Source organism: Streptomyces sp. AC512_CC834, assembly GCF_019049325.1.
Lineage (GTDB): Bacteria > Actinomycetota > Actinomycetes > Streptomycetales > Streptomycetaceae > Streptomyces.
In genome coordinates, this window is sequence record NZ_JAGMUO010000034.1 from 269,849 (window position 1) to 288,846 (window position 18,998).

Annotated in this window: 22 protein-coding genes; 16 read left to right on the top strand and 6 right to left on the bottom strand. The window is 72.6% G+C overall.

All coding sequences use genetic code 11. From position 1 onward, the window contains the following. Positions 1 to 13: 13 nt before the first annotated feature. Positions 14 to 361 carry a VOC family protein gene (locus KUM40_RS14430; protein WP_217166311.1) on the bottom strand — a complete coding sequence of 116 codons (348 nt, stop codon included), beginning with the start codon at positions 359 to 361 and terminating at the stop codon, positions 14 to 16. Between the two features lie 89 nt (positions 362 to 450). Here KUM40_RS14430 and KUM40_RS14435 point away from each other — a divergent pair, with 89 nt between their 5' ends. Continuing rightward, on the top strand, positions 451 to 963 hold the full coding sequence (locus tag KUM40_RS14435) for a phage holin family protein (RefSeq protein ID WP_217166482.1): 513 nt from the start codon (positions 451 to 453) through the stop codon (positions 961 to 963). Positions 964 to 981: 18 nt separating this feature from the next. Here KUM40_RS14435 and KUM40_RS14440 read toward each other — a convergent pair whose 3' ends face one another. Next, on the bottom strand, positions 982 to 1,944 hold the full coding sequence (locus KUM40_RS14440) for an LLM class F420-dependent oxidoreductase (protein ID WP_217166313.1): 963 nt from the start codon (positions 1,942 to 1,944) through the stop codon (positions 982 to 984). 160 nt (positions 1,945 to 2,104) lie between these two features. On the opposite strand from KUM40_RS14440, the gene KUM40_RS14445 reads away from it, so the two are divergent. From KUM40_RS14445 to KUM40_RS14505, 13 genes are all read left to right on the top strand, one after another. Then, the gene (locus tag KUM40_RS14445) at positions 2,105 to 3,985 is read left to right on the top strand and encodes an FAD-dependent oxidoreductase (protein ID WP_217166314.1); all 1,881 of its coding nucleotides are present in this window, start codon (positions 2,105 to 2,107) and stop codon (positions 3,983 to 3,985) included. Next, positions 3,982 to 5,829, top strand: coding sequence for a transketolase (locus KUM40_RS14450; protein WP_217166316.1), 1,848 nt, complete (start codon positions 3,982 to 3,984; stop codon positions 5,827 to 5,829). Before KUM40_RS14445 ends, KUM40_RS14450 begins: the two co-directional genes overlap by 4 nt. Positions 5,830 to 5,864: 35 nt before the next feature. Then, positions 5,865 to 6,791 carry a non-homologous end-joining DNA ligase gene (gene ligD, locus KUM40_RS14455; RefSeq protein ID WP_217166483.1) on the top strand — a complete coding sequence of 309 codons (927 nt, stop codon included), beginning with the start codon at positions 5,865 to 5,867 and terminating at the stop codon, positions 6,789 to 6,791. A 65-nt stretch (positions 6,792 to 6,856) separates the two neighbouring features. Beyond that, positions 6,857 to 7,249, top strand: coding sequence for a gas vesicle protein (locus KUM40_RS14460; protein WP_217166318.1), 393 nt, complete (start codon positions 6,857 to 6,859; stop codon positions 7,247 to 7,249). Positions 7,250 to 7,324: 75 nt separating this feature from the next. Next, entirely contained in the window at positions 7,325 to 7,768 is a 444-nt protein-coding gene (locus KUM40_RS14465) for a gas vesicle structural protein GvpA (RefSeq protein ID WP_217166320.1), read from the top strand. Continuing rightward, positions 7,765 to 8,538: a GvpL/GvpF family gas vesicle protein gene (locus tag KUM40_RS14470; protein WP_217166321.1), complete on the top strand. Its 774-nt coding sequence runs from the start codon at positions 7,765 to 7,767 to the stop codon at positions 8,536 to 8,538. The genes KUM40_RS14465 and KUM40_RS14470 overlap by 4 nt, the downstream gene beginning before the upstream one ends. Before the next feature lie 4 nt (positions 8,539 to 8,542). Beyond that, complete coding sequence (locus KUM40_RS14475) at positions 8,543 to 8,806, top strand: gas vesicle protein GvpG (RefSeq protein WP_217166323.1); 264 nt, start codon at positions 8,543 to 8,545, stop codon at positions 8,804 to 8,806. Continuing rightward, positions 8,803 to 9,441: a DNA primase gene (locus KUM40_RS14480; protein ID WP_217166324.1), complete on the top strand. Its 639-nt coding sequence runs from the start codon at positions 8,803 to 8,805 to the stop codon at positions 9,439 to 9,441. Before KUM40_RS14475 ends, KUM40_RS14480 begins: the two co-directional genes overlap by 4 nt. Continuing rightward, positions 9,438 to 10,553, top strand: a complete 1,116-nt coding sequence (locus tag KUM40_RS14485) for an SRPBCC family protein (protein ID WP_217166325.1) — start codon at positions 9,438 to 9,440, stop codon at positions 10,551 to 10,553. Before KUM40_RS14480 ends, KUM40_RS14485 begins: the two co-directional genes overlap by 4 nt. Beyond that, a complete protein-coding gene (locus KUM40_RS14490) occupies positions 10,550 to 10,876 on the top strand; it encodes a gas vesicle protein (protein ID WP_217166327.1) in 327 nt (108 codons plus the stop codon). The genes KUM40_RS14485 and KUM40_RS14490 overlap by 4 nt, the downstream gene beginning before the upstream one ends. Next, complete coding sequence (locus tag KUM40_RS14495; protein ID WP_217166328.1) at positions 10,873 to 11,697, top strand: GvpL/GvpF family gas vesicle protein; 825 nt, start codon at positions 10,873 to 10,875, stop codon at positions 11,695 to 11,697. The genes KUM40_RS14490 and KUM40_RS14495 overlap by 4 nt, the downstream gene beginning before the upstream one ends. Beyond that, positions 11,694 to 11,876: a gas vesicle protein gene (locus KUM40_RS14500; RefSeq protein ID WP_003972471.1), complete on the top strand. Its 183-nt coding sequence runs from the start codon at positions 11,694 to 11,696 to the stop codon at positions 11,874 to 11,876. Before KUM40_RS14495 ends, KUM40_RS14500 begins: the two co-directional genes overlap by 4 nt. 1 nt (position 11,877) lies before the next feature. Beyond that, a complete protein-coding gene (locus KUM40_RS14505; protein ID WP_217166330.1) occupies positions 11,878 to 12,171 on the top strand; it encodes a gas vesicle protein K in 294 nt (97 codons plus the stop codon). A gap of 10 nt (positions 12,172 to 12,181) precedes the next feature. Here KUM40_RS14505 and KUM40_RS14510 read toward each other — a convergent pair whose 3' ends face one another. After that, a complete protein-coding gene (locus KUM40_RS14510) occupies positions 12,182 to 13,003 on the bottom strand; it encodes a class I SAM-dependent methyltransferase (RefSeq protein WP_217166331.1) in 822 nt (273 codons plus the stop codon). Between the two features lie 99 nt (positions 13,004 to 13,102). Continuing rightward, positions 13,103 to 14,608, bottom strand: coding sequence for a bifunctional phosphatase PAP2/diacylglycerol kinase family protein (locus KUM40_RS14515; RefSeq protein WP_217166333.1), 1,506 nt, complete (start codon positions 14,606 to 14,608; stop codon positions 13,103 to 13,105). 123 nt (positions 14,609 to 14,731) lie between these two features. On the opposite strand from KUM40_RS14515, the gene KUM40_RS14520 reads away from it, so the two are divergent. Beyond that, the gene (locus tag KUM40_RS14520; protein WP_217166335.1) at positions 14,732 to 16,351 is read left to right on the top strand and encodes an ABC-F family ATP-binding cassette domain-containing protein; all 1,620 of its coding nucleotides are present in this window, start codon (positions 14,732 to 14,734) and stop codon (positions 16,349 to 16,351) included. Between the two features lie 579 nt (positions 16,352 to 16,930). Here the strand turns inward: KUM40_RS14520 and KUM40_RS14525 are convergent. After that, positions 16,931 to 18,052 carry a Vms1/Ankzf1 family peptidyl-tRNA hydrolase gene (locus KUM40_RS14525; protein WP_217166336.1) on the bottom strand — a complete coding sequence of 374 codons (1,122 nt, stop codon included), beginning with the start codon at positions 18,050 to 18,052 and terminating at the stop codon, positions 16,931 to 16,933. Between the two features lie 63 nt (positions 18,053 to 18,115). Between KUM40_RS14525 and KUM40_RS14530 the strand changes: the two genes are divergently transcribed. Next, entirely contained in the window at positions 18,116 to 18,394 is a 279-nt protein-coding gene (locus KUM40_RS14530) for a DUF6158 family protein (protein ID WP_217166338.1), read from the top strand. Between the two features lie 32 nt (positions 18,395 to 18,426). Here KUM40_RS14530 and KUM40_RS14535 read toward each other — a convergent pair whose 3' ends face one another. Beyond that, entirely contained in the window at positions 18,427 to 18,975 is a 549-nt protein-coding gene (locus KUM40_RS14535) for a type 1 glutamine amidotransferase domain-containing protein (protein ID WP_217166339.1), read from the bottom strand. Between the last annotated feature and the right edge of the window lie 23 nt (positions 18,976 to 18,998).

Consider the following 18,998-nt stretch of genomic DNA (forward strand, 5'->3'; position numbering starts at 1 on the left):
GCCCGGCCCGCCGCTACGCCCTCCGGTCCACATACTCGTAGATCGCCCCGTCCGGGTGCCGGGCGATCAGGTTGCGGCCCACGGGCGTCGGGACGGGTCCGGCGATGACGTCCGCGCCCAACGAGGTGAGGACGCGCTGGGTCTCCTCGACGTCCGTCACGGCGATCGTCGCGGCGACCTTGCGCAACACCTCGAGCTGGGACTCGGGTCCGCTCATCAGCAGGAAGCAGCCGATCGCGGCGACTTCGACGCCGCCGCGTTCGAAACGCATGGCCGGACCGCCGGCCAGACCTTCGTAGAAGGGGATCGCCTTGTCCAGGTCATCGACGTAGACGCGCAGTGTGGCTCCCAGAATGTCCATGGTGACGAGCCTAGTTGGCGTGCGCCGGGTCGGACTCGCGGTCCGGCCATGGAAGTTCGCCCACCGGGTACCCGCACGGCATGGACCGCATCGATCACCTGGAACATCTGGAGCATCTGGACAGGCGACTGGTAGACGAACTGACGCAGGTGGCACGCGAGACCGTGCGCGACGAGCTGCGCGAGCAGACCCGCAAGCAGCGCCGCAAGGCCACGCTGTACGCCGCGTCCGGCGCCGCCGCCCTGTACGCGGGCGCCGCCGTGGCGCTCACCGTGGGCCTGGCCCTCGCCCTCGCCCTGCCGGCCTGGGCCGCCGCACTGATCACCGCCGCCCTCCTGGGCGGCGCGGCCCAACTGCTGCGCCGCGCCGCCCGGCCCCACCCCTCGGGGCCCGGGTCCGCCCACGACGGCGGCCACGAGCACGCCCTCGGTGTGCCGTACCCGCCGATGCCGCCCGTCGCGCCCGGCGGCGTGGGAGGCGCGACCGGCGCCCCCGGCGCGGGCACCCCGGCCCCGGGCGGCACCGGACCGGCGGCGCCGCGCCAGGACGACATCAACCCCGAGACACGGAACGACCGCGACCGCGGCCGCGACCGCGGCTGACCGGACCGGCCGACCGCGTCAGGCGCTCTCCTGGAGCTGCGGCAGCACCTTGGTGCGGTAGAGGTCGAAGAAGCCGCGCAGGTCAGGACCGATCTGGTTGACGTAGACCCGGTCGAAGCCGGCGTCGGCGAACTGCTTCAGTTCCGCCACGTGCTCGTCCACGTCGTCGCCGCACACCCGGTTGCCGCGGACCATGTCCTCGGTGACCAGGGTCTGCGCCTGCTCGAAGTGGGCCGGGGAGGGCAGCACCTGGCCCAGCTCGCCCGGCAGCAGCTCGTTGGCCCACAGCCGGTGCACGGTCCGCACCGCCGCGTCCTTGTCGGCGTCGTAGCAGACCTTCGTGCCCCCGCTGACCAGCTTCCCGCCACCCCCGCCCTTGCGGTACTGCTCCACCATCGAGGTGTCCGGCATCATCGTGATGTAGCCGTCGCCCACCCGGGCCGCCAGCTTGGTCGCCGCCGGGCCGAAGCCCGAGATGTCGATCGGGACGGGCTCGTCGGGGACGGTGTACAGGCGGGCGTTCTCCACCGTGTAGTGGGTGCCGTGGTGGTTGACCTCCTCCCCGGTGAGCAGCCGGCGCATGACGAGGATGGCCTCCTCCAGCATCTCCAGCCGTACGTGCGCGGCCGGCCAGGCGTCGCCGAAGATGTGCTCGTTCAGCGCCTCGCCGGTGCCGACGCCCAGCCGGAAACGGCCGTCGGTCATCACCGCGCTGGTCGCCGCGGCCTGGGCCACCACCGCCGGGTGGATGCGCAGCGTCGGGCAGGTCACCGCCGTCTCCACGGGCAGGGACACCGCGTCCGACAGCGCGCCGATCACCGACCACACGAACGGGCTCTGTCCCTGCTCGCCGTTCCAGGGGTGGTAGTGGTCGGAGATCCACAGTGCCTGGAATCCGGCCTGCTCGGCCATCCGGGCCTGCTCGATCAGCTCCGCGGGACCGTACTGCTCGCACGAGAGGAAGTAGCCGTACTCGGGCATGAGGGGGTGCCTCCGGACAAGGAGCGGTTGAGACCGGGGCCGAGTACCCGGGCGCCGGGGGGAAAACCGGCGGCGTCGCGGCTTCCTCGCGGACGTTTGGGTGCCCCGGCCGAGGGGACGCGGAAGGCCCACGAGGTACGCGACAGCCCGGAGGCGAACCGTGAGCCGACCCCGCATCGTGATCGTCGGTGCCGGCTTCGCCGGGTACCGGACGGCCCGCACCCTGTCCCGGCTCACCCGGCACCAGGCCGACATCACCCTGCTCAACCCGACCGACTACTTCCTCTACCTGCCCCTGCTGCCCCAGGTCGCCGCCGGGATCCTGGAACCGCGCCGGGTCAGCGTCTCGCTGTCGGGCACGCTGCCGCACGTCAGACTGGTCCTCGGGGAGGCCGACGGCATCGACCTCGACGGGCACACCGTGCACTACACCGGCCCGGAGGGCGAGGAGGGCACGCTGCCCTTCGACCGGCTGGTGCTCGCCGCGGGCAGCGTCAACAAACTGCTGCCCGTCCCCGGCGTCGCCGAGCACGCCCACGGCTTCCGCGGGCTGCCGGAGGCGCTCTATCTGCGCGACCACGTGACCCGGCAGGTGGAGCTCGCCGCCGCAGCCGGCGACCGCGCGGAGTGCGCCGCTCGCTGCACGTTCGTCGTGGTCGGCGCGGGCTACACCGGCACCGAGGTCGCCGCGCACGGCGCGATGTACACCGACGCGCAGGTCCGCAGGCACCCGATGCGTACCGGCATGCGGCCCCGCTGGATGCTGCTGGACGTGGCGCCCCGCGTCATGCCGGAGATGGACGAACGGCTCTCCCGCACCGCCGAGCGGGTCCTGCGGCAGCGGGGCGTCGACGTGCGGATGGGCACCTCCGTGAAGGAGGCCACCCACGACGGGGTCCTGCTGACCGACGGGTCGACCGTCGACACCCGCACGCTGGTGTGGTGCGTGGGCGTGCGGCCCGACCCGCTGGTGGAGTCGCTCGGGCTGCCCACGGAACGCGGCAGGCTGCTCGTCGACCCCCACCTCCAGGTGCCGGGCCGACCCGGGTTGTTCGCCTGCGGTGACGTGGCGGCCGTGCCCGACCTGAACCAACCGGGCCAGTACACGCCGATGACCGCGCAGCACGCCTGGCGGCACGGCAAGGTCTGCGCCCACAACGTCGCCGCGTCGCTCGGCGTCGGCGAGCGGCGCGCCTACCGCCACCGTGACATGGGGTTCGTCGTGGACCTGGGCGGCGCGAAGGCCGCCGCCAACCCGCTGGGTGTGCCGATGTCCGGCCCGGCCGCCGGCGCCGTCACCCGCGGCTACCACCTCGCGGCGATGCCGGGCAACCGCGTCCGGGTCGCCGCGGACTGGCTGCTCGACGCGGTACTGCCCCGCCAGGCCGTCCAGTTGGGCCTCGTACGGTCCTGGTCCGTGCCGTTGGAGTCGTCGTCACCCGAGGTCGCACGCGTACCGGGGCGGCCGGATCGGTCAGAGCGGCCGGGGCGGCCGGAGCGGCCGGGTCGGACCGGGCAGGATTCCGGACCCTCCGGCCAGCACCCCGGCGGTGAGCCGCGCGGGGAGTCGGCGAGGAGCCGGCCGGGCCGTGAGCCCGCGAAGAATCAGCCGCGCCCTGAGCCCGCAAGGAGCCAGCCTGGCGGTGAGCCCGCGAAGAACCAACCGGGCCCTGAGCCCGCGAAGAAGCAGCCGGGCGGGGAGCCCGCGAGGAATCAGCGGGGCGGGGAGCCGGTCAAGAAGCAGCCGGGCGGGGAGCGTGTGCGGAGGAGTCCGTCCGGTTCGCCCCGGGCCTCCGGCAAGCCCCGCCGCGCCGTCGAAGCCGCCGGACCGCGCCCTGCCCGCGGTTCCGGCAAGCCGGACAAGCCTTCCCGGGCCTCCGGTGGGAAACGACCCGCCGCCCCGTCCGGACCGAGCCGGTCCGCGGGCGCGCCCGCCGATCCCGGCCCCGAACCCCCGGCGAACCAGCCGCCCCCCGGACCCGACATCGCCCCCGGCCCCGTCAAACGCACCGACGGCCGTGCCGTGGAAGGAGACTCATGAACACCGGTGAACTCGTCGACCTCGGACAGCAACTGCGCGTCGACAGCGTACGGGCGGCCGCCGCCGCCGGCTCCGGGCACCCGACGTCGTCGATGTCCGCCGCGGACCTGATGGCCGTACTCCTGGCCAACCACCTCCGCTACGACTTCCAGCACCTCGCCCACCCCGGCAACGACCGCTTCGTACTGTCCAAGGGGCACGCCTCGCCGCTGCTCTACTCCGCCTACAAGGCGGCCGGCGCCATCGACGACGAGGAACTGCTCACCTTCCGCAAGCAGGGCAGCCGCCTGGAGGGGCACCCGACACCGCAGCGGCTGCCGTGGGTCGAGACGGCCACCGGTTCGCTCGGACAGGGGCTGCCCGTCGGCGTCGGCATCGCGCTGTCCGGCAAGCGTCTGGAGCACACCGACTACCGCGTGTGGGTGCTGTGCGGCGACAGCGAGATGGCCGAGGGATCGGTGTGGGAGGCGGCCGAGCACGCCGGGTACGAGCACCTCGACAACCTCACCGTGATCGTCGACGTCAACCGGCTCGGCCAGCGCGGCCCCACCCGGCACGGCCACGACCTCGACGCGTACGCGCGCCGTTTCCGGGCCTTCGAGTGGCACACGATCGAGGTCGACGGCCACGACGTGGACGCCGTCGACCGCGCCTACGGCGAGGCCCGGTCCACCAAGGGCCAGCCCACCGCGATCATCGCCCGCACCCTCAAGGGCAAGGGCGTGCGGGCCGTGGAGGACCGCGAGGGACAGCACGGCAAGCCGCTGCCCGAGCCCGAGGAGGCCGTCGCCGAACTCGGTGGTCCGCGCGACCTCCGGGTCCGGGTGCACGAGCCCCACTCCGCACGGGCACCGCACTCGACGGGTACCGGACAGACCGAGCTGCCCCGCTACGACAAGGGCGACGAGGTCGCCACCCGCAACGCCTTCGGAGAGGCGCTCGCCGCGCTCGGCACCGCCCGCGGCGACGTCGTCGCCCTCGACGGCGAGGTCGGCGACTCCACGCGGGCCGAGTTCTTCGCCAAGGAACACCCCGAGCGCTACTTCGAGTGCTACATCGCCGAGCAGCAGATGGTCGCCGGCGCGGTGGGGATGGCGGCGCGCGGCTGGGTGCCGTTCGCCACCACGTTCGCGGCCTTCCTGACCCGCGCGTACGACTTCGTGCGCATGGCCGCGGTCAGCGGTGCCGGCATCAACCTCGTCGGCTCCCACGCGGGCGTCGCCATCGGCCAGGACGGGCCCAGCCAGATGGGCCTGGAGGACCTCTCGATGATGCGGACCATCCACGGCTCGACCGTGCTGTACCCGTGCGACGCCAACCAGACCGCCCGCCTCGTCGCCGAGATGGCCGGCCTGGAGGGCATCCGCTACCTGCGCACCTCGCGCGGCGAGAGCAAGGTGATCTACAGCCCCGACGAGGAGTTCCCCGTCGGCGGCAGCAAAGTGCTGCGCTCCTCCGACCGCGACCGCCTCACCGTCGTCGCGGCCGGCGTCACCCTGCACGAGGCGCTCGCCGCGGCCGACGTCCTGGCCGGGGACGGCATCCCGGTCCGGGTGATCGACCTGTACTCGGTCAAGCCCGTCGACCGGGCGACGCTGCGCGAGGCCGCCGAGGACACCGGCTGTCTGGTGACCGTCGAGGACCACCGTCAGGAGGGCGGCATCGGTGACGCCGTCATGGACGCGTTCTGCGACGGGCGGCCCGTGCCCCGGCTGGTACGGCTCGCCGTCGGGACGATGCCCGGCTCGGCGACCCCGGCGGAGGAACTGCACGCGGCGGGGATCGACGCCGCGTCCATCGAGGCGGCCGTACTGATGCTCGTGGAGCAGGCGATCGTTTCGTGAGCAGGAGCGGTGAGCCCGCACGGACCGTACGCGCCGTGCGGGCCGGCCGGCACACGGTGGAGGTCCACCGGCCGGACAAGGTGCTGTTCCCAGCCGGTGACGGTGACGGTGACGGCGGCGGCGCGGGCGCGCGGGAGTACACCAAGGGCGATCTCGTCGACTACCACCGTGCCGTCGCCCCGTTCATGCTGCCGCATCTGCGGGGCCGCCCGCTGATGCTGGAGCGGCACCCGGACGGGGTCGACGGGCCGCGGTTCATGCAGAAGAACACCCCGGACCACTACCCGGAGTGGATCAGCCGCGTCGAGGTCGGCAAGGAGGGCGGCACCGTCTGCCACACCGTCTGCGACGACTCCGCCACCCTCGTCTACCTCGCCGACCAGGCCGCACTCACCCTGCATCGCTGGCTGTCCCGGACCGGGCGGGTCGACCGGCCGGACCGCATGGTCTTCGACCTCGATCCGGCCGGAGACGACTTCGAAGCCGTCCGGACGGCCGCCCGGCTGCTGGGCGAGCTGCTCGACGAGCTGAAGCTGCCCTCGGCCCTGATGACCACCGGTTCCCGGGGGCTGCACGTCGTCGTTCCGCTGAACGGCCACCAAGGCTTCGACGACGTACGGGAGTTCGCGCGCGCCGTCGCCGACGCGCTGGCCGCGGCCCATCCGGAGCGGCTCACCACCGCCGCCCGCAAGAAGGACCGGGGCGACCGGCTCTACCTCGACATCCAGCGCAACGCCTACGCCCAGACCGCCGTCGCCCCCTTCACGGTCCGCGCCCGCCCCGGCGCGCCCGTGGCCACGCCCATCTCCTGGGACCAGTTGGACGACCCCGCCCTGCACGCCCGCCGCTGGACCGTCGCGGACGCCGTCGAGCAGGCGCGCACCCGGCCCTGGGCCGGAATCCTGAACCACCCCAGGGCCCTGGGCCCCGCACGGCGGCGGCTGAACGCCCTGCGCGGCTGAGCGGCCCGCGCGGCCGAGTGAGGTTTGGCGAACACACATGCGGCCACACGGAGTGGGAGGTGGCCATGACGAACACGAAAAACACATCCGACTCGCAAGAATCGCAACAGAGTTCACGAAAGCCACATACGTCTCATACGTCTAATACGTCACAAACTTCACAGGAGCAGGAGCCGGAGGCGCGCCGTCCCAAGCCCATGGAGGTTCTGCGCGAGGCGCGCGCCCAGCTTGCCGAGCTCACCGGTATGAACGCCGAGTCCGTGTCGTCCTTCGAGCAGACGGAGGAGGGCTGGGCGCTGGAGGTCGAGGTTCTCGAGCTCGAGCGGGTGCCCGACACGATGAGCCTGATGGCGAGCTACCAGGTGCAGCTCGACTCCGAGGGGCAGCTCACGGGCTACCGACGCGTCCGGCGCTATGAGCGCGGCCGCTCCGACGCACGCGGTTCCGGCGGCCGATAGGCGGCCCCGGCCGGACCCACTGAACACACCCACACGCACCCACACCCGCAATCAAGAGACGGAGGAATAGCTGGCATGACAGTCGTACCGGCACAACAGACCGGCGGTGGAGGCGGCAGCAGCGGCCTTTACGACGTGCTCGAGCTTGTTCTGGACAGGGGGCTCGTCATCGACGCATTCGTGCGCGTCTCCCTGGTCGGCATCGAGATCCTGAAGATCGACGTCCGCGTCGTCGTCGCCAGCGTGGACACCTATCTGCGCTTCGCCGAAGCGTGCAACCGGCTCGACCTGGAGGCCGGGCCGCGCAAGGACCCGGGCCTGCCCGACCTGGTCGGGAAGATGACCGAGTCCGGCGCCAAGGGCAAGTCCAAGGGGGCGCTGTCCGGCGCCGCCGAGACCATCTCCGACGCATTCCAGCAGTCCCGTGACGAGGGCGGCTCCGAGCGTGAGCGCGAGCCGGCATCGCGTCCGCGCGCCCGCAAGGCCGCGCCCTCGCGCCGGAAGGAGGAGCAGGAGTGAGTACGTACGTCTACGGCATCACCGCCGCCACGCACCCCTCGCTCCCCGAGGGCACGAGCGGAGTCGGTGACCCGCCGCGCGAGGTGCGGATCCTGAAGGAGGGCGAACTGGCGGCCGTCGTCAGTGACGCGCCCGAGGGACTGCGCCCCAAGCGCAGGGAACTGCTCGCCCACCAGAACGTGCTGAGCCAGATCGGCGCCGACGGCTGTGTGCTGCCCATGCGCTTCGGCAGCGTGGCCCCGGACGACCAGGCGGTCACCGGGGTGCTGGCCGAGCGCGCCGAGCACTACAGGGAACGCCTCGGGGCGCTGGACGGCCGGGTCGAGTACAACATCAAGGCCAACCACGTCGAAGAAGCCGTACTGCACCACGTGATGGCCCAGAACCCCGAGATCCGCGCCCTCGCGGAGTCCAACAGGCAGGCGGGCGGCGGCAGTTACGAGACCAAGATCCAGCTCGGCGAGATGGTCGCGGCCGCGATCAAGGACAAGGAGGCGGAGGATGCCACCACGCTGGAGCGTGCTCTGGAACCGGCCGCCGACGCCGTGAGCGTCGGCCCCGAGTCCACCGGCTGGCTGGCCAACGTGTCGTTCCTCGTGAACCGGGAGTCGGCCGAGGAGTTCCTCGCCGCCGTGGAGCGGGCGCGAGGCGACATGCCGCACCTCGAGGTGCGGGTGAACGGCCCGCTGTCGCCGTACAGCTTCGTCGAGCCCGGCCCGGCCGAGCCCGCGGGCACCGCGGCCGGCGGTGCGGACGCCGGAGCGGGGTGACGGCATGGGACTGATCTCGGAGGTCCTGCTGCTGCCGTTCGCACCGGTGCGCGGCAGCGCCTGGGCCATCAGACAGGTGATGAACGAGGCCGAGCGGATCTACTACGACCCCGCCACGGTCCGGGCCGAACTCGCCCGCCTGGAAGAGCAGTTGGAAGCCGGCGAGATCACCGAGGAGGAGTTCGACGTACAGGAGGACGAGCTTCTGGACCGGCTGGAGATCGCAACGCGCACGAGCGCGGGATTGGGCAACGGGACGGCGCCATGAATCGAGTGGGACTAGGCCTCGCGATAGGGGCCGGATATCTGCTGGGACGTACGAAGAAACTGAAATTCGCGATCGCCGTGGGCACCATGGTGGCCGGCAAGAAGCTGAACCTGACCCCGAAGGGCATCGCGGAACTGGCTTCCTCGCAGTTGCAGAACAACCCCCAGTTCAAGGAGATCGGGGATCAACTGCGCACCGACCTCCAGGGCGTGGGCAAGGCGGCTTCCGGCGCCCTGGTCGAGCGGCAGATCGGAGCGCTCGCCGACCGCCTGCACGGGCGCACCGCCGAGGTGCGCGACCAACTCTCCGGCGTGGCGTCCCAGGCGCCCGGCGTCGGCTCCGACCACTCCCGCGACTCCGAGCACTCGGAGGACTCGGAGCAGGACGTGGAGCAGGACGCGGAGTACGAGGACGAGCGTGAGGAGGAGCCCGAGGAGGAGCCCGCGACCCGGCGCCCGGAGCGGCGCGAGCCTCGGCGGGAGCGGCCCGCGAAGAAGGCTCCGCCCGAGGCCCGGAAGGCGGTCAAGAAGGCGCCCGCGAAGAAGGCCGCCGCCAAGCGCGCCCAGCCCGCGAAGAAGGCGGCCGGCAAGAAGACGGCCGGTACCCGGCAGTCGAAGGGAGGTGGTGAGCGATGAGCGACACCCTCGGTTCCGCGGCCTCCACCGCAGGAAAGGCCGCGAAGAAGAACCCCCTCGCCGACGTCGCCCAGAGCGAGGCGGCCGACCGCCTCAAGGCGGAGGTGCAGGACTACCTCGCCGCCCAGGCCACGCGGCTGCTGACCGGCGTCGGCAGCAAGCTCGGCGAGACCACCGGCAAGCTGAACGACATCGCCGAGGGCAACAGCCCCGGGTTCGCCAAGCTCGCCCTCGACGGCGGACGCAAGCTCGCCGAGGGCAAGAGCCCGATGCGGGCCGCGTTCGAGGTCGGCGCCGGCAAGGTGAAGGACAACGTGGTCGGCGCCTTCAAGAACCTCACCGGCGGCAAGGGCAGGAAGAAGGGCGGCGGCGGTCAGAAGCCGACCGTGATCATCGAGTACGTCGACGTCGGCGTCCCGTTGCGCACGGCCTACGACCAGTGGACCCAGTACCAGGACTTCAGCACCTTCGCCAAGGGAGTCAAGAGCGCGAACCGCGCCGACGACACGTCCTCCGACTGGCAGTTGAAGGTCTTCTGGTCCAACCGCAGTTGGAAGGCGAAGACCACCGAGCAGGTGCCCGACGACCGGATCTCCTGGACGTCGGAGGGTGCCAAGGGCACCACCAAGGGAGTCGTCAGCTTCCATCAGCTCGCCGACAGCCTCACGCGCGTGGTCCTCGTCATCGAGTACTACCCGAAGGGCCTGTTCGAGAAGACCGGCAACATCTGGCGCGCCCAGGGCCGCCGGGCCCGGCTCGACCTGAAGAACTACGTCCGACACATCACCTTCAAGGGCGAGGCGGACGACGGCTGGCGCGGCGAGATCCGCGACGGCGAGGTCGTCCGCAGTCACGAGGACGCGGTCGCCGAGGAGGAAGAGGAGCAGCAGGAGCAGGAGCAGGAGCAGGAGCAGGAGCAGGAGCCCGAGGGCGAGGGCGAGGGCGACGCGGACGCCGAGTACGAAGAGGAGCCCGAGGGCGAGTACGAGGAGGAACCCGAGGGGGAGCCCGAAGAAGAGCCCGAGGGCGGTTACGAAGAAGAGCCGGAGGCCGAGTACGAGGAGGAGCCGGAGGGCGAGTACGAGGACGCCGAGGGCGGGAGCCGTCGATGACCACCCCCAGCCGGCTGCCCGATCCCTACGGCCAGGGACAGAGCGCCAACCTCGCCGACATCCTGGAGCGGGTGCTCGACAAGGGTGTCGTCATCGCGGGCGACATCAAGATCAACCTGCTCGACATCGAGTTGCTGACCATCAAGCTGCGGCTCGTCGTCGCCTCCGTGGACAAGGCCAGGGAGATGGGCATCGACTGGTGGGAGAGCGACCCCGCACTGTCCTCGCGCGCCCGGCGCGATGAACTGACGAGGGAGAACGCCGAGTTGCGTGAACGCCTGCGAGAGCTGGATCCGGGCCGCGTACCGAGGGAGGCACCGTGACCGGACTGCGCTACGTCTACGCCGTCTGCCGTCCCTTCGACGCGGCCCTCCAGGCCCAGCTCGCGGGGGTGGCGGGCGACCCGCCCCGGCTGCTGCCGCACGGCGACCTGGTCGCCGTCGTCAGCCATGTGCCCGAGGCCGACTTCGGCGAGGAGGCGCTGCGCGCCCACCTGGAGGACCTGGACTGGCTGACCGTCACCGCCCGCGCCCACCAGCAGGTGGTCGACGCGCTCACCGCCGTCACCACCCCGCTGCCGCTCCGGCTGGCCACCGTCTTCCGGGACGACAGCGGCGTACGCGTGATGCTGGAGGAGCGCGAGAGCGCCTTCCGGCGCACGCTCGACCGGCTGGACGGGCGGGTGGAGTGGGGCGTGAAGGTGTACGTCGAGGCGGAGCCCGAGCAGGCGGCCGCACCGGCGCAGCCCGCGCCGAAGCCCGCCTCGGGCCGGGACTACCTGCGGCAGCGGCGCCGGCAGTCCCGGGCCGACGACGACCTGTGGAGCAGGGCGGAGGAGTTCGCCACGGGCCTGCACGGAACGCTGTCCGGCCGGGCCGACGACGCACGGCTGCACGCACCCCAGAATCCCCGCCTTTCCGGTGCCGCCGGACGGAACGTCCTCAATGCCGCCTATCTGGTACTCCGCGACGCGTCCGAGGAATTCGTCGAAATGGTGGACCGGACGAAGGACGACGCCCCCGGAATCCGCGTCGAACTCACCGGCCCGTGGGCGGCCTATTCCTTCGCCGGCGAGGAGACCGCGGGCGAGGAGACCCCCGGCGAGGAGACCGCCGGCGGGAACGACACGGGGGAGGGATCATGACCGTCGTCGAACGCCGGGAGATCGCGCTCGTGGACCTGCTCGACCGGCTGCTGGCCGGCGGAGTCGTCATCACCGGCGACGTCACGCTGCGCATCGCCGACGTCGACCTGGTCCGCATCGACCTCAACGCGCTGATCAGCTCGGTCAACCGCAACGTTCCATCGCCGTTCGGGGACTGACGTGAGTGAACATTCCGAGCCCCGCAAGCGCCTCGACCTCGATCCCGACACGGTCGAGCGCGACCTGATCAAACTGGTCCTGACGGTCGTCGAGCTGCTGCGCCAGCTCATGGAACGCCAGGCGCTGCGCCGCGTCGACGAGGGTGACCTGAGCGAGGAGCAGGAGGAGCGGATCGGGCTCACCCTGATGCTCCTCGACGACCGCATGACCGAACTGCGCGACCGGTACGGACTGCGGCCCGAGGACCTGAACCTGGACCTCGGGCCGCTGGGACCGCTGCTGCCCCGGGAGTGACCCTCCCGGGTCACGCTTCCTTTCGGCACAGAATCTCTCCGTGCAGGACGCTGAACCAGCCTTCCGGCCGCTTTCCCCACTCCCGCCAGGCCGCCGAGACGGCCCGCAACTGCTCCGCCGTCGCGTGGCCGCCCTCGGTGGCGCGCTCCGCGTACGCCGACGCCAGGGTGCGGTCCGCCCACAGGCCGCTCCACCACACCCGTTCCTCGGGGGTGGTGAAGGTCCAGGTCGCGGAGGTCGCCGTGATGTCCGTGCACCCCGCCTCCAGGGCCCAGGCCTTCAGCCGGCGTCCGGCGTCCGGTTCGCCGCCGTTGGCGCGGGCCACCCGGCGGTACAGGTCCAGCCAGTCGTCCATGCCAGGGGACGCGGGGTACCAGGTCATGGCGCCGTAGTCGGAATCGCGGACGGCGATGATCCCGTTCGGCCGGGCGACCCGCCGCATCTCGCGCAGCGCCCGTACGGGGTCGCCCACGTGCTGGAGCACCTGGTGGGCGTGGACCACGCAGAACGTGTCGTCCGGGTAGTCCAGCGCGTGCACGTCGGCCACCGCGAAGTCGGTGTTGCCGAGCCCGCGTCCGGCGGCCGTCGCCCTGGCCCGCTCCACGATCTCCGGCGACCGGTCCACACCGGTGACGTGGCCGTCCACAACCAGTTCCGCCAGGTCCGCGGTGATGGTGCCGGGGCCGCAGCCGATGTCCAGGATCCGCATGTGGGGGCGCAGGGACCCGAGCAGGTAGGCGGCGGAGTTCTCGGCCGTGCGCCAGGTGTGCGAGCGGAGCACCGACTCGTGGTGGCCGTGCGTGTAGACCGCGGTCTCGTGCGGCTTGGGCATGGTGGATCCCCTTCTCCGGATTCTCCCGACAGGGTGATCACGGTACGCCCGTGAACCGCATGCTGAGATAGGCGTTTTACTATGTGGACCGGTCGCCTGTCAGGAGAGCAGGCTGCCGCCGGGCAGCGGCCGGTACACCGTGAGCGCCTCGGGCAGCTTCTCCAGCGTCAGATCGCCCTCCGTCTCGGTCAGCTCACCGTCGAACGCCATCAGCGTCCCCGGCGCGATCCCCGACAGGCGCAGCCGGGGCACCTGCACCGCCGCGTGGGCGGGGGAGCGGGTCAGCGGACCCGCGAGGGCCGCGGACAGCAGCCGCACGGCCGGCCGACGGCCCCCGTGCACCACCCGTACGTCCAACTGCCCGTCCGCCAGGTCGAGCCGGCGCCCCGAGGCGAGACCCCTGCGGTGGTACGTGCCGTTGCCCGCGAACAGCATCCACAGCGGGCGCCTGCGGCCGCGTACCTCCGCCTCCAGCGGATGCCGGTCGGCACGCAGCACCCGCACGGCCGCCACCACCCCGGCCGGCCAGCCGCCGATCCGGGACGACCACCGCTCCCGCTCGTTGACCAGCTCCGGGTACACACCGAGGCTGAAGGTGTTCAGGAAGACACCGCGCCGCCCGCCGGAGGCGAACCGGCCCACGTCCACCCGCACCCCCTCGCCCCGCTCCAGCGCCCCGCACAGGTCCCGTACGTCCTCCACCCCCAGGTCGTAGGCGAAGTGGTTGAGCGTGCCGCCGGGCAGTACCGCCAGCGGCAGCCCGTGGCGCAGCGCGATCTCGGCCGCGGCGTTCACGGTGCCGTCGCCGCCGCACACGCCGAGCACCCGGGCGTGGCCCGCCGCCTTCTCCAGCTCCGCCCGGACGTCACCCGGCTCGCACTCCACCACCTCCGCGTCGGGCAGCGCGTCGCACAGCGCCCGCACCCGGTCCGAGGTGCCGGAGCCGACGTTGGCCACCATGACCAGACCCTCACCCCCGGGCAGCGCCGGCACCTCCGCGAGCGGCCGGGCCGGCGGAGTGTGCTGGGCACGCGTCGGCACCAGGCCCCGTACGGCGAACGCGGCCCCCGCCCCGAGGGCCGCACCGGCCAGCACGTCGCTCGGGAAGTGGACGCCGGTGTAGACCCGGGACAGGGCGACCGCGGCGGCCACCGGGGCCACCGCCGCGCCCCACGCCGGGGACTCCAGCGCGACGCCGGTCGCGAACGCGGCCGCCGACGCGGCGTGCCCGGACGGGAAGGACGTCGTGATCGGCTGTCGCTTCAACTGCCGCACCAGCGGAACCGGGTCCAGCACGGGACGGGGCCGGCGCACCGAGCGCTTGCCGAGGGTGTTGATCGTCAGCGAGGCCAGGCCCAGCGAGGCGAGTCCACGGGCGGCCGCGCGCCGGGCCCTGGGGGTGCGCGAAGCGGCCAGGGCGGCGGCCGCCGCGAACCACAGCACCCCGTGGTTGGCGCCGCGGCTCAGCCGGGGCAGCAGAGGGTCGGCGCCGGGCCAGGTGCGGGCGGCGACGGCCTCGAAAGCACGCTGGTCCAGGCGCAGGAAGGTGTTGCGCAAGGGGTGCGGGCCGGGCGTCGGGGCGGTGAGGTCTACATCGGGGCTCATGGCTCCCGCCTACCCTGCGGACGCCGTTTCCTGCGGGTGGCGCGCCCCACGTGCCGCGGGTCGCCGCGGGGCGGCCGAAATGGGTTTGCCCGGAGCGCGGCCGGGGCCGCAGAATCCGGTCTCATGGGTCACCTCGAAGCCGCGCACCTGGAGTACCACCTCCCCGACGGGAGAGCGCTGCTCGGCGACGTCTCCTTCCGTGTGGGGGAGGGGGCCGTCGTGGCCCTCGTCGGGCCCAACGGGGCGGGCAAGACCACCCTGCTCCGCCTCCTGGCCGGGGAGCTGAAACCGCACGGCGGGAGCGTCACCGTCGGCGGCGGCCTCGGTGTGATGCGCCAGTTCGTCGGCTCCGTCCGGGACGAGACGACCGTGCGCGACCTGCTGGTGTCCGTCGCGCCGCCCCGGATCCGCGAGGCCGCCCGCGCCGTCGACGCCGCCGAGCACGCGATCATGACGGTCGACGACGAGGCCGCCCAACTGGAGTACGCGCAGGCACTCTCCGACTGGGCCGAGGCGCGCGGGTACGAGGCCGAGACGCTGTGGGACATCTGCACCACGGCCGCGCTGGGCATCTCCTACGAGAGCGCCCAGTGGCGGCGGGTGAGCACGCTCTCCGGCGGCGAGCAGAAACGCCTCGTCCTGGAGGCGCTGCTGCGCGGCACCGACGAGGTGCTGCTGCTCGACGAGCCGGACAACTACCTCGACGTACCCGGCAAGCGCTGGCTGGAGGAGCGGCTCGCCGAGACCCGCAAGACCGTGCTGTTCGTCTCCCACGACCGGGAACTCCTCGCCCGCGTCGCCCAGAAACTCGTCTCCGTCGAGCCAGGACCCGCGGGCGCCGACGCGTGGGTGCACGGCGGCGGCTTCACCACTTTCCACGAGGCCCGCCGCGAGCGCTTCGCCCGCTTCGAGGAACTGCGGCGCCGCTGGGACGAGAAGCACGCACAGCTCAAGAAGCTGGTACTGGCGCTGCGTCAGGCCGCTGAGAACAGCCCGGACATGGCCTCCCGCTACCGCGCCGCCCAGACGAGGCTGCGCAAGTTCGAGGAGGCCGGACCGCCGCCCGAGCCGCCGCGCGAGCAGGACATCAGGATGCGCCTGAAGGGCGGGCGCACCGGCGTCCGCGCCGTCACCTGCGCAGGGCTGGAACTCACCGGCCTGATGAAACCCTTCGACCTGGAGGTCTTCTACGGCGAACGGGTCGCCGTCCTCGGCTCCAACGGCTCCGGCAAGTCGCACTTCCTGCGGCTGCTGGCCGGGGACGACGTGACGCACACGGGGAACTGGAATCTCGGGGCGCGCGTGGTGCCCGGACACTTCGCGCAGACCCACGCCCACCCCGAACTGCTGGGCCGCACCCTCCTGGACATCCTGTGGACCGAGCACGCCCAGGACCGGGGAGCCGCCATGTCCCGGCTGCGCCGCTACGAGCTGACCCAGCAGGCCGAGCAGGGCTTCGAGCGGCTCTCGGGCGGCCAGCAGGCCCGCTTCCAGATCCTGCTGCTCGAACTCCAGGGCGTCACCGCCCTGCTGCTCGACGAGCCGACCGACAACCTGGACCTGGAATCGGCCGAAGCCCTCCAGGAGGGCCTGGAGGGCTTCGAGGGCACCGTCCTAGCGGTCACCCACGACCGCTGGTTCGCCCGCTCCTTCGACCGGTACCTGGTCTTCGGCAGCGACGGACGCGTCCGCGAGACACCGGAGCCGGTCTGGGACGAACGGCGGGTGGAGCGAGTCCGCTGAGGCCCGCCCCGGCCGGCCTGGGGCCTGTCCCCGACCGATCCGGGGCTGTCCCCGACCTGTCCGGCCGGTCTGGGGCTGCCTCCGTCTGTCCTCGGCCCTGTCCGGCCGGTCCGGGGTTGTCGTCGGCCTGTCCGGCCGGACGAACGGCGGGTGGAGCGGGTCCGCTGAGGTCCGGCCCGGCCGGCCTGGGGCCTGCCCGGCCGGTCCGGGGCTGTACCCGGCCTGTCCGGCCGGTCTGGGCCGGTCCTCGGCCTGTCCGGCCGATGCGGGGATGTCGTCGGTCTGTCCGGCCGGTCTGGGCTGCCTCGGCCTGTCCGGGGTGTCGTCGAGCTGTCCGGCTGATGCGGGGATGTCGTCGGTCTGTCCGGCCGGTCAGGGGCTGTCCCCGCCTGTCCCGGCCTGTGCGGGGATGTCGTCGTTCTTGTCCGGACGCTGCGGGCCTGTGCCCGGCCTATACCCGGCCTATCCGGGCTGGGCCCCAGCCTGTCCGGGTGGTCCCCGGCTTGTCCGGCTGGGCCCCGGCCTGTCCGGGGGGCCGGGCCGGTCTCCGGTCTGTTCGGCCGTGCCGGGGGTCGGCGGTCACTTCCAGCGCAGCAGTGCGCCCAGGCCGCCCACCGGTGACTTTTCGGCGGCCTTCGCGGGCAGTGCCGCGGTCACCGAGATCGCCGGGGCGCCGGTCATCACCGCCGAGCGCAGCAGGGCGTCGTCCGCCCGTGCCGACCAGGAGTTCTGCTCGCCGAGCGTCTTCAGCTCCGTACGGCGCACCGCCAACTGGTCGGCGTCCTCGCCGATCCACACCTCGCGATGCGTGTCGGGGCCGTCCGGGATGATCAGCAGCTCGTCGATGCGGTGCTCCCGGGCGGCCTCGACCAGCGCGGGCACGCCCTCCGCCGCGCCGGCCCGGCCCTCGTCGTCCGGCGACCTGGCGGCCAGGAACCGGTCCAGGTCCTCCCGCGCCCGCGAGCGCACGTGGTCGTCGCGCAGCCTCTCCACCTCGTCGTCCAGCAGCCGGCTGCCGGCACCGCGCGAGGCCTCCGCGATCCGCTCCTGGATCCGCCCGGGCAGCCGCTCGTGCACCGACCGCCGCTCCCGGTCGTCACCCACCAGGATCAGCAGATCCGCGCCCGTCTCCTCCTGGCACACCGCGAGCGCGTCCGCGATCTCCGCCGCGTTGTGCTCCCAGGTGTTCTCCACCCGGAGCTGGAAGTGCCGCTCCGACCAGTCCACGCTGCTCGTCCGGTGCACCGGCCACTGCCTGCCGGTCACGCCGCCCGCGTCGGAGCTGCCCAGCGCGCTGCGCAGCTCGAAGTCGGCACCCTTGCGGTCGATGTACGCCACCACGCACACCGGGTTCTCGCCGGCCAGGTCGAGCAACGGCGTGACGTGCGGCAGCGGAGCCCAGTCGGCGGTGGTCCCGCCGTACGGCGGCCGGGCCAGCGGCGGATCGAGGACCACCCGTCCGGCACACGCGAACAGGGCCCGCCCGTGCGGGTCGGTGGCGTGCCGCAGCTCGTCCACCGCCTCCCGCACCGCCCGGCAGGTGGTGTCGTCCGCGCCCTGCTCCGCCAGCTCCCGCGCTACCGCGGCGGCCGTCAGCTCACGTTCGTGGGGGGTGTTCTCCGTGTGCCGGGACAGGTCGACGTACACGGAGGCCCAGGGTCCCTGATGTTCGTAGAGGGGGTGCAGAAACGCGAGATCCATGTGGCTGCCCTCCCGGGTGCCGCTCGGGGGTGGTAGTGCTGCGGGGGCGGGTACCCGGACCGCATGAACGAACACGACACGCGGGAGGACACCGTGACCGGTGTGGACCCGGGCCGCTTGGACGACCAGCAGCTCATGAAAGAGCTGGAGACCATCCACCGCACGCGCCACGACACCCTGCTGTACGCGTCGAACGACGCACTGCGGGCCCACAACGACCGCATGGCACGGCTGGAGGGCGAGTGGCTGCGCCGCAACCCCCGGCGCAGCGTCGCCCCGGGCCGCACCCGTGAGGGCGCCCGGGAACGGGGCTGCGGCCAGGCCGCCGCCCCCGGCGGCTGAAGGGGCTGAGGGCGGCTGAGGGCGGCCGAGTCTCAGCCGCCCTCGCCCGCCTTGGCGAACTCCGCGAGATACGTCTCGCAGAACGCCTGGAGGTCGTCCGGCTTGCGGCTGGTGATCAGGACGTTGTCGCCGTGGTCGCAGACCTTCACCTGTTCGTCGACCCAGGTGGCGCCCGCGTTGCGCAGGTCGGTGCGGAGACTGGGCCAGGAGGTCATGGTCCGGCCGCGCACGACGTCCGCCTCGACCAGCGTCCACGGCGCGTGACAGATGGCGGCCACCGGCAGGCCCTGCTCGAAGAAGTCCCGGACGAACGCCACGGCCTTCTCGTCGGTCCGCAGGAAGTCCGGGTTCGCCACGCCGCCGGGCAGGACCAGGCCGCCGAACGAGTCGGCGGACGTGTCACCCACCACCTCGTCGACCGGGAACGTGTCCGCCTTGTCGAGGTGGTCGAAGCCCTGGATCTCGCCGGCCCGCGTGGAGACCAGTACGGGCTCGTGGCCCGCGTCCTTCGCCGCCTTCCACGGCTCGGTCAGTTCGACCTGTTCGACGCCCTCGGGCGCGGTGAGAAAAGCGATGCGCATGGGGTTCGGATTCCTTTCCCGGC

Excerpts from the sequence above, each read along its gene's own strand:
- KUM40_RS14430 (WP_217166311.1), bottom strand. The coding sequence starts at position 361 with ATGGACATTCTGGGAGCCACACTGCGCGTCTACGTCGATGACCTGGAC.
- KUM40_RS14440 (WP_217166313.1), bottom strand. The coding sequence starts at position 1,944 with ATGCCCGAGTACGGCTACTTCCTCTCGTGCGAGCAGTACGGTCCCGCG.
- KUM40_RS14450 (WP_217166316.1), top strand. The coding sequence starts at position 3,982 with ATGAACACCGGTGAACTCGTCGACCTCGGACAGCAACTGCGCGTCGAC.
- KUM40_RS14460 (WP_217166318.1), top strand. The coding sequence starts at position 6,857 with ATGACGAACACGAAAAACACATCCGACTCGCAAGAATCGCAACAGAGT.
- KUM40_RS14465 (WP_217166320.1), top strand. The coding sequence starts at position 7,325 with ATGACAGTCGTACCGGCACAACAGACCGGCGGTGGAGGCGGCAGCAGC.
- KUM40_RS14475 (WP_217166323.1), top strand. The coding sequence starts at position 8,543 with ATGGGACTGATCTCGGAGGTCCTGCTGCTGCCGTTCGCACCGGTGCGC.
- KUM40_RS14480 (WP_217166324.1), top strand. The coding sequence starts at position 8,803 with ATGAATCGAGTGGGACTAGGCCTCGCGATAGGGGCCGGATATCTGCTG.
- KUM40_RS14485 (WP_217166325.1), top strand. The coding sequence starts at position 9,438 with ATGAGCGACACCCTCGGTTCCGCGGCCTCCACCGCAGGAAAGGCCGCG.
- KUM40_RS14490 (WP_217166327.1), top strand. The coding sequence starts at position 10,550 with ATGACCACCCCCAGCCGGCTGCCCGATCCCTACGGCCAGGGACAGAGC.
- KUM40_RS14500 (WP_003972471.1), top strand. The coding sequence starts at position 11,694 with ATGACCGTCGTCGAACGCCGGGAGATCGCGCTCGTGGACCTGCTCGAC.
- KUM40_RS14510 (WP_217166331.1), bottom strand. The coding sequence starts at position 13,003 with ATGCCCAAGCCGCACGAGACCGCGGTCTACACGCACGGCCACCACGAG.
- KUM40_RS14515 (WP_217166333.1), bottom strand. The coding sequence starts at position 14,608 with ATGAGCCCCGATGTAGACCTCACCGCCCCGACGCCCGGCCCGCACCCC.
- KUM40_RS14520 (WP_217166335.1), top strand. The coding sequence starts at position 14,732 with ATGGGTCACCTCGAAGCCGCGCACCTGGAGTACCACCTCCCCGACGGG.
- KUM40_RS14525 (WP_217166336.1), bottom strand. The coding sequence starts at position 18,052 with ATGGATCTCGCGTTTCTGCACCCCCTCTACGAACATCAGGGACCCTGG.
- KUM40_RS14530 (WP_217166338.1), top strand. The coding sequence starts at position 18,116 with ATGAACGAACACGACACGCGGGAGGACACCGTGACCGGTGTGGACCCG.
- KUM40_RS14535 (WP_217166339.1), bottom strand. The coding sequence starts at position 18,975 with ATGCGCATCGCTTTTCTCACCGCGCCCGAGGGCGTCGAACAGGTCGAA.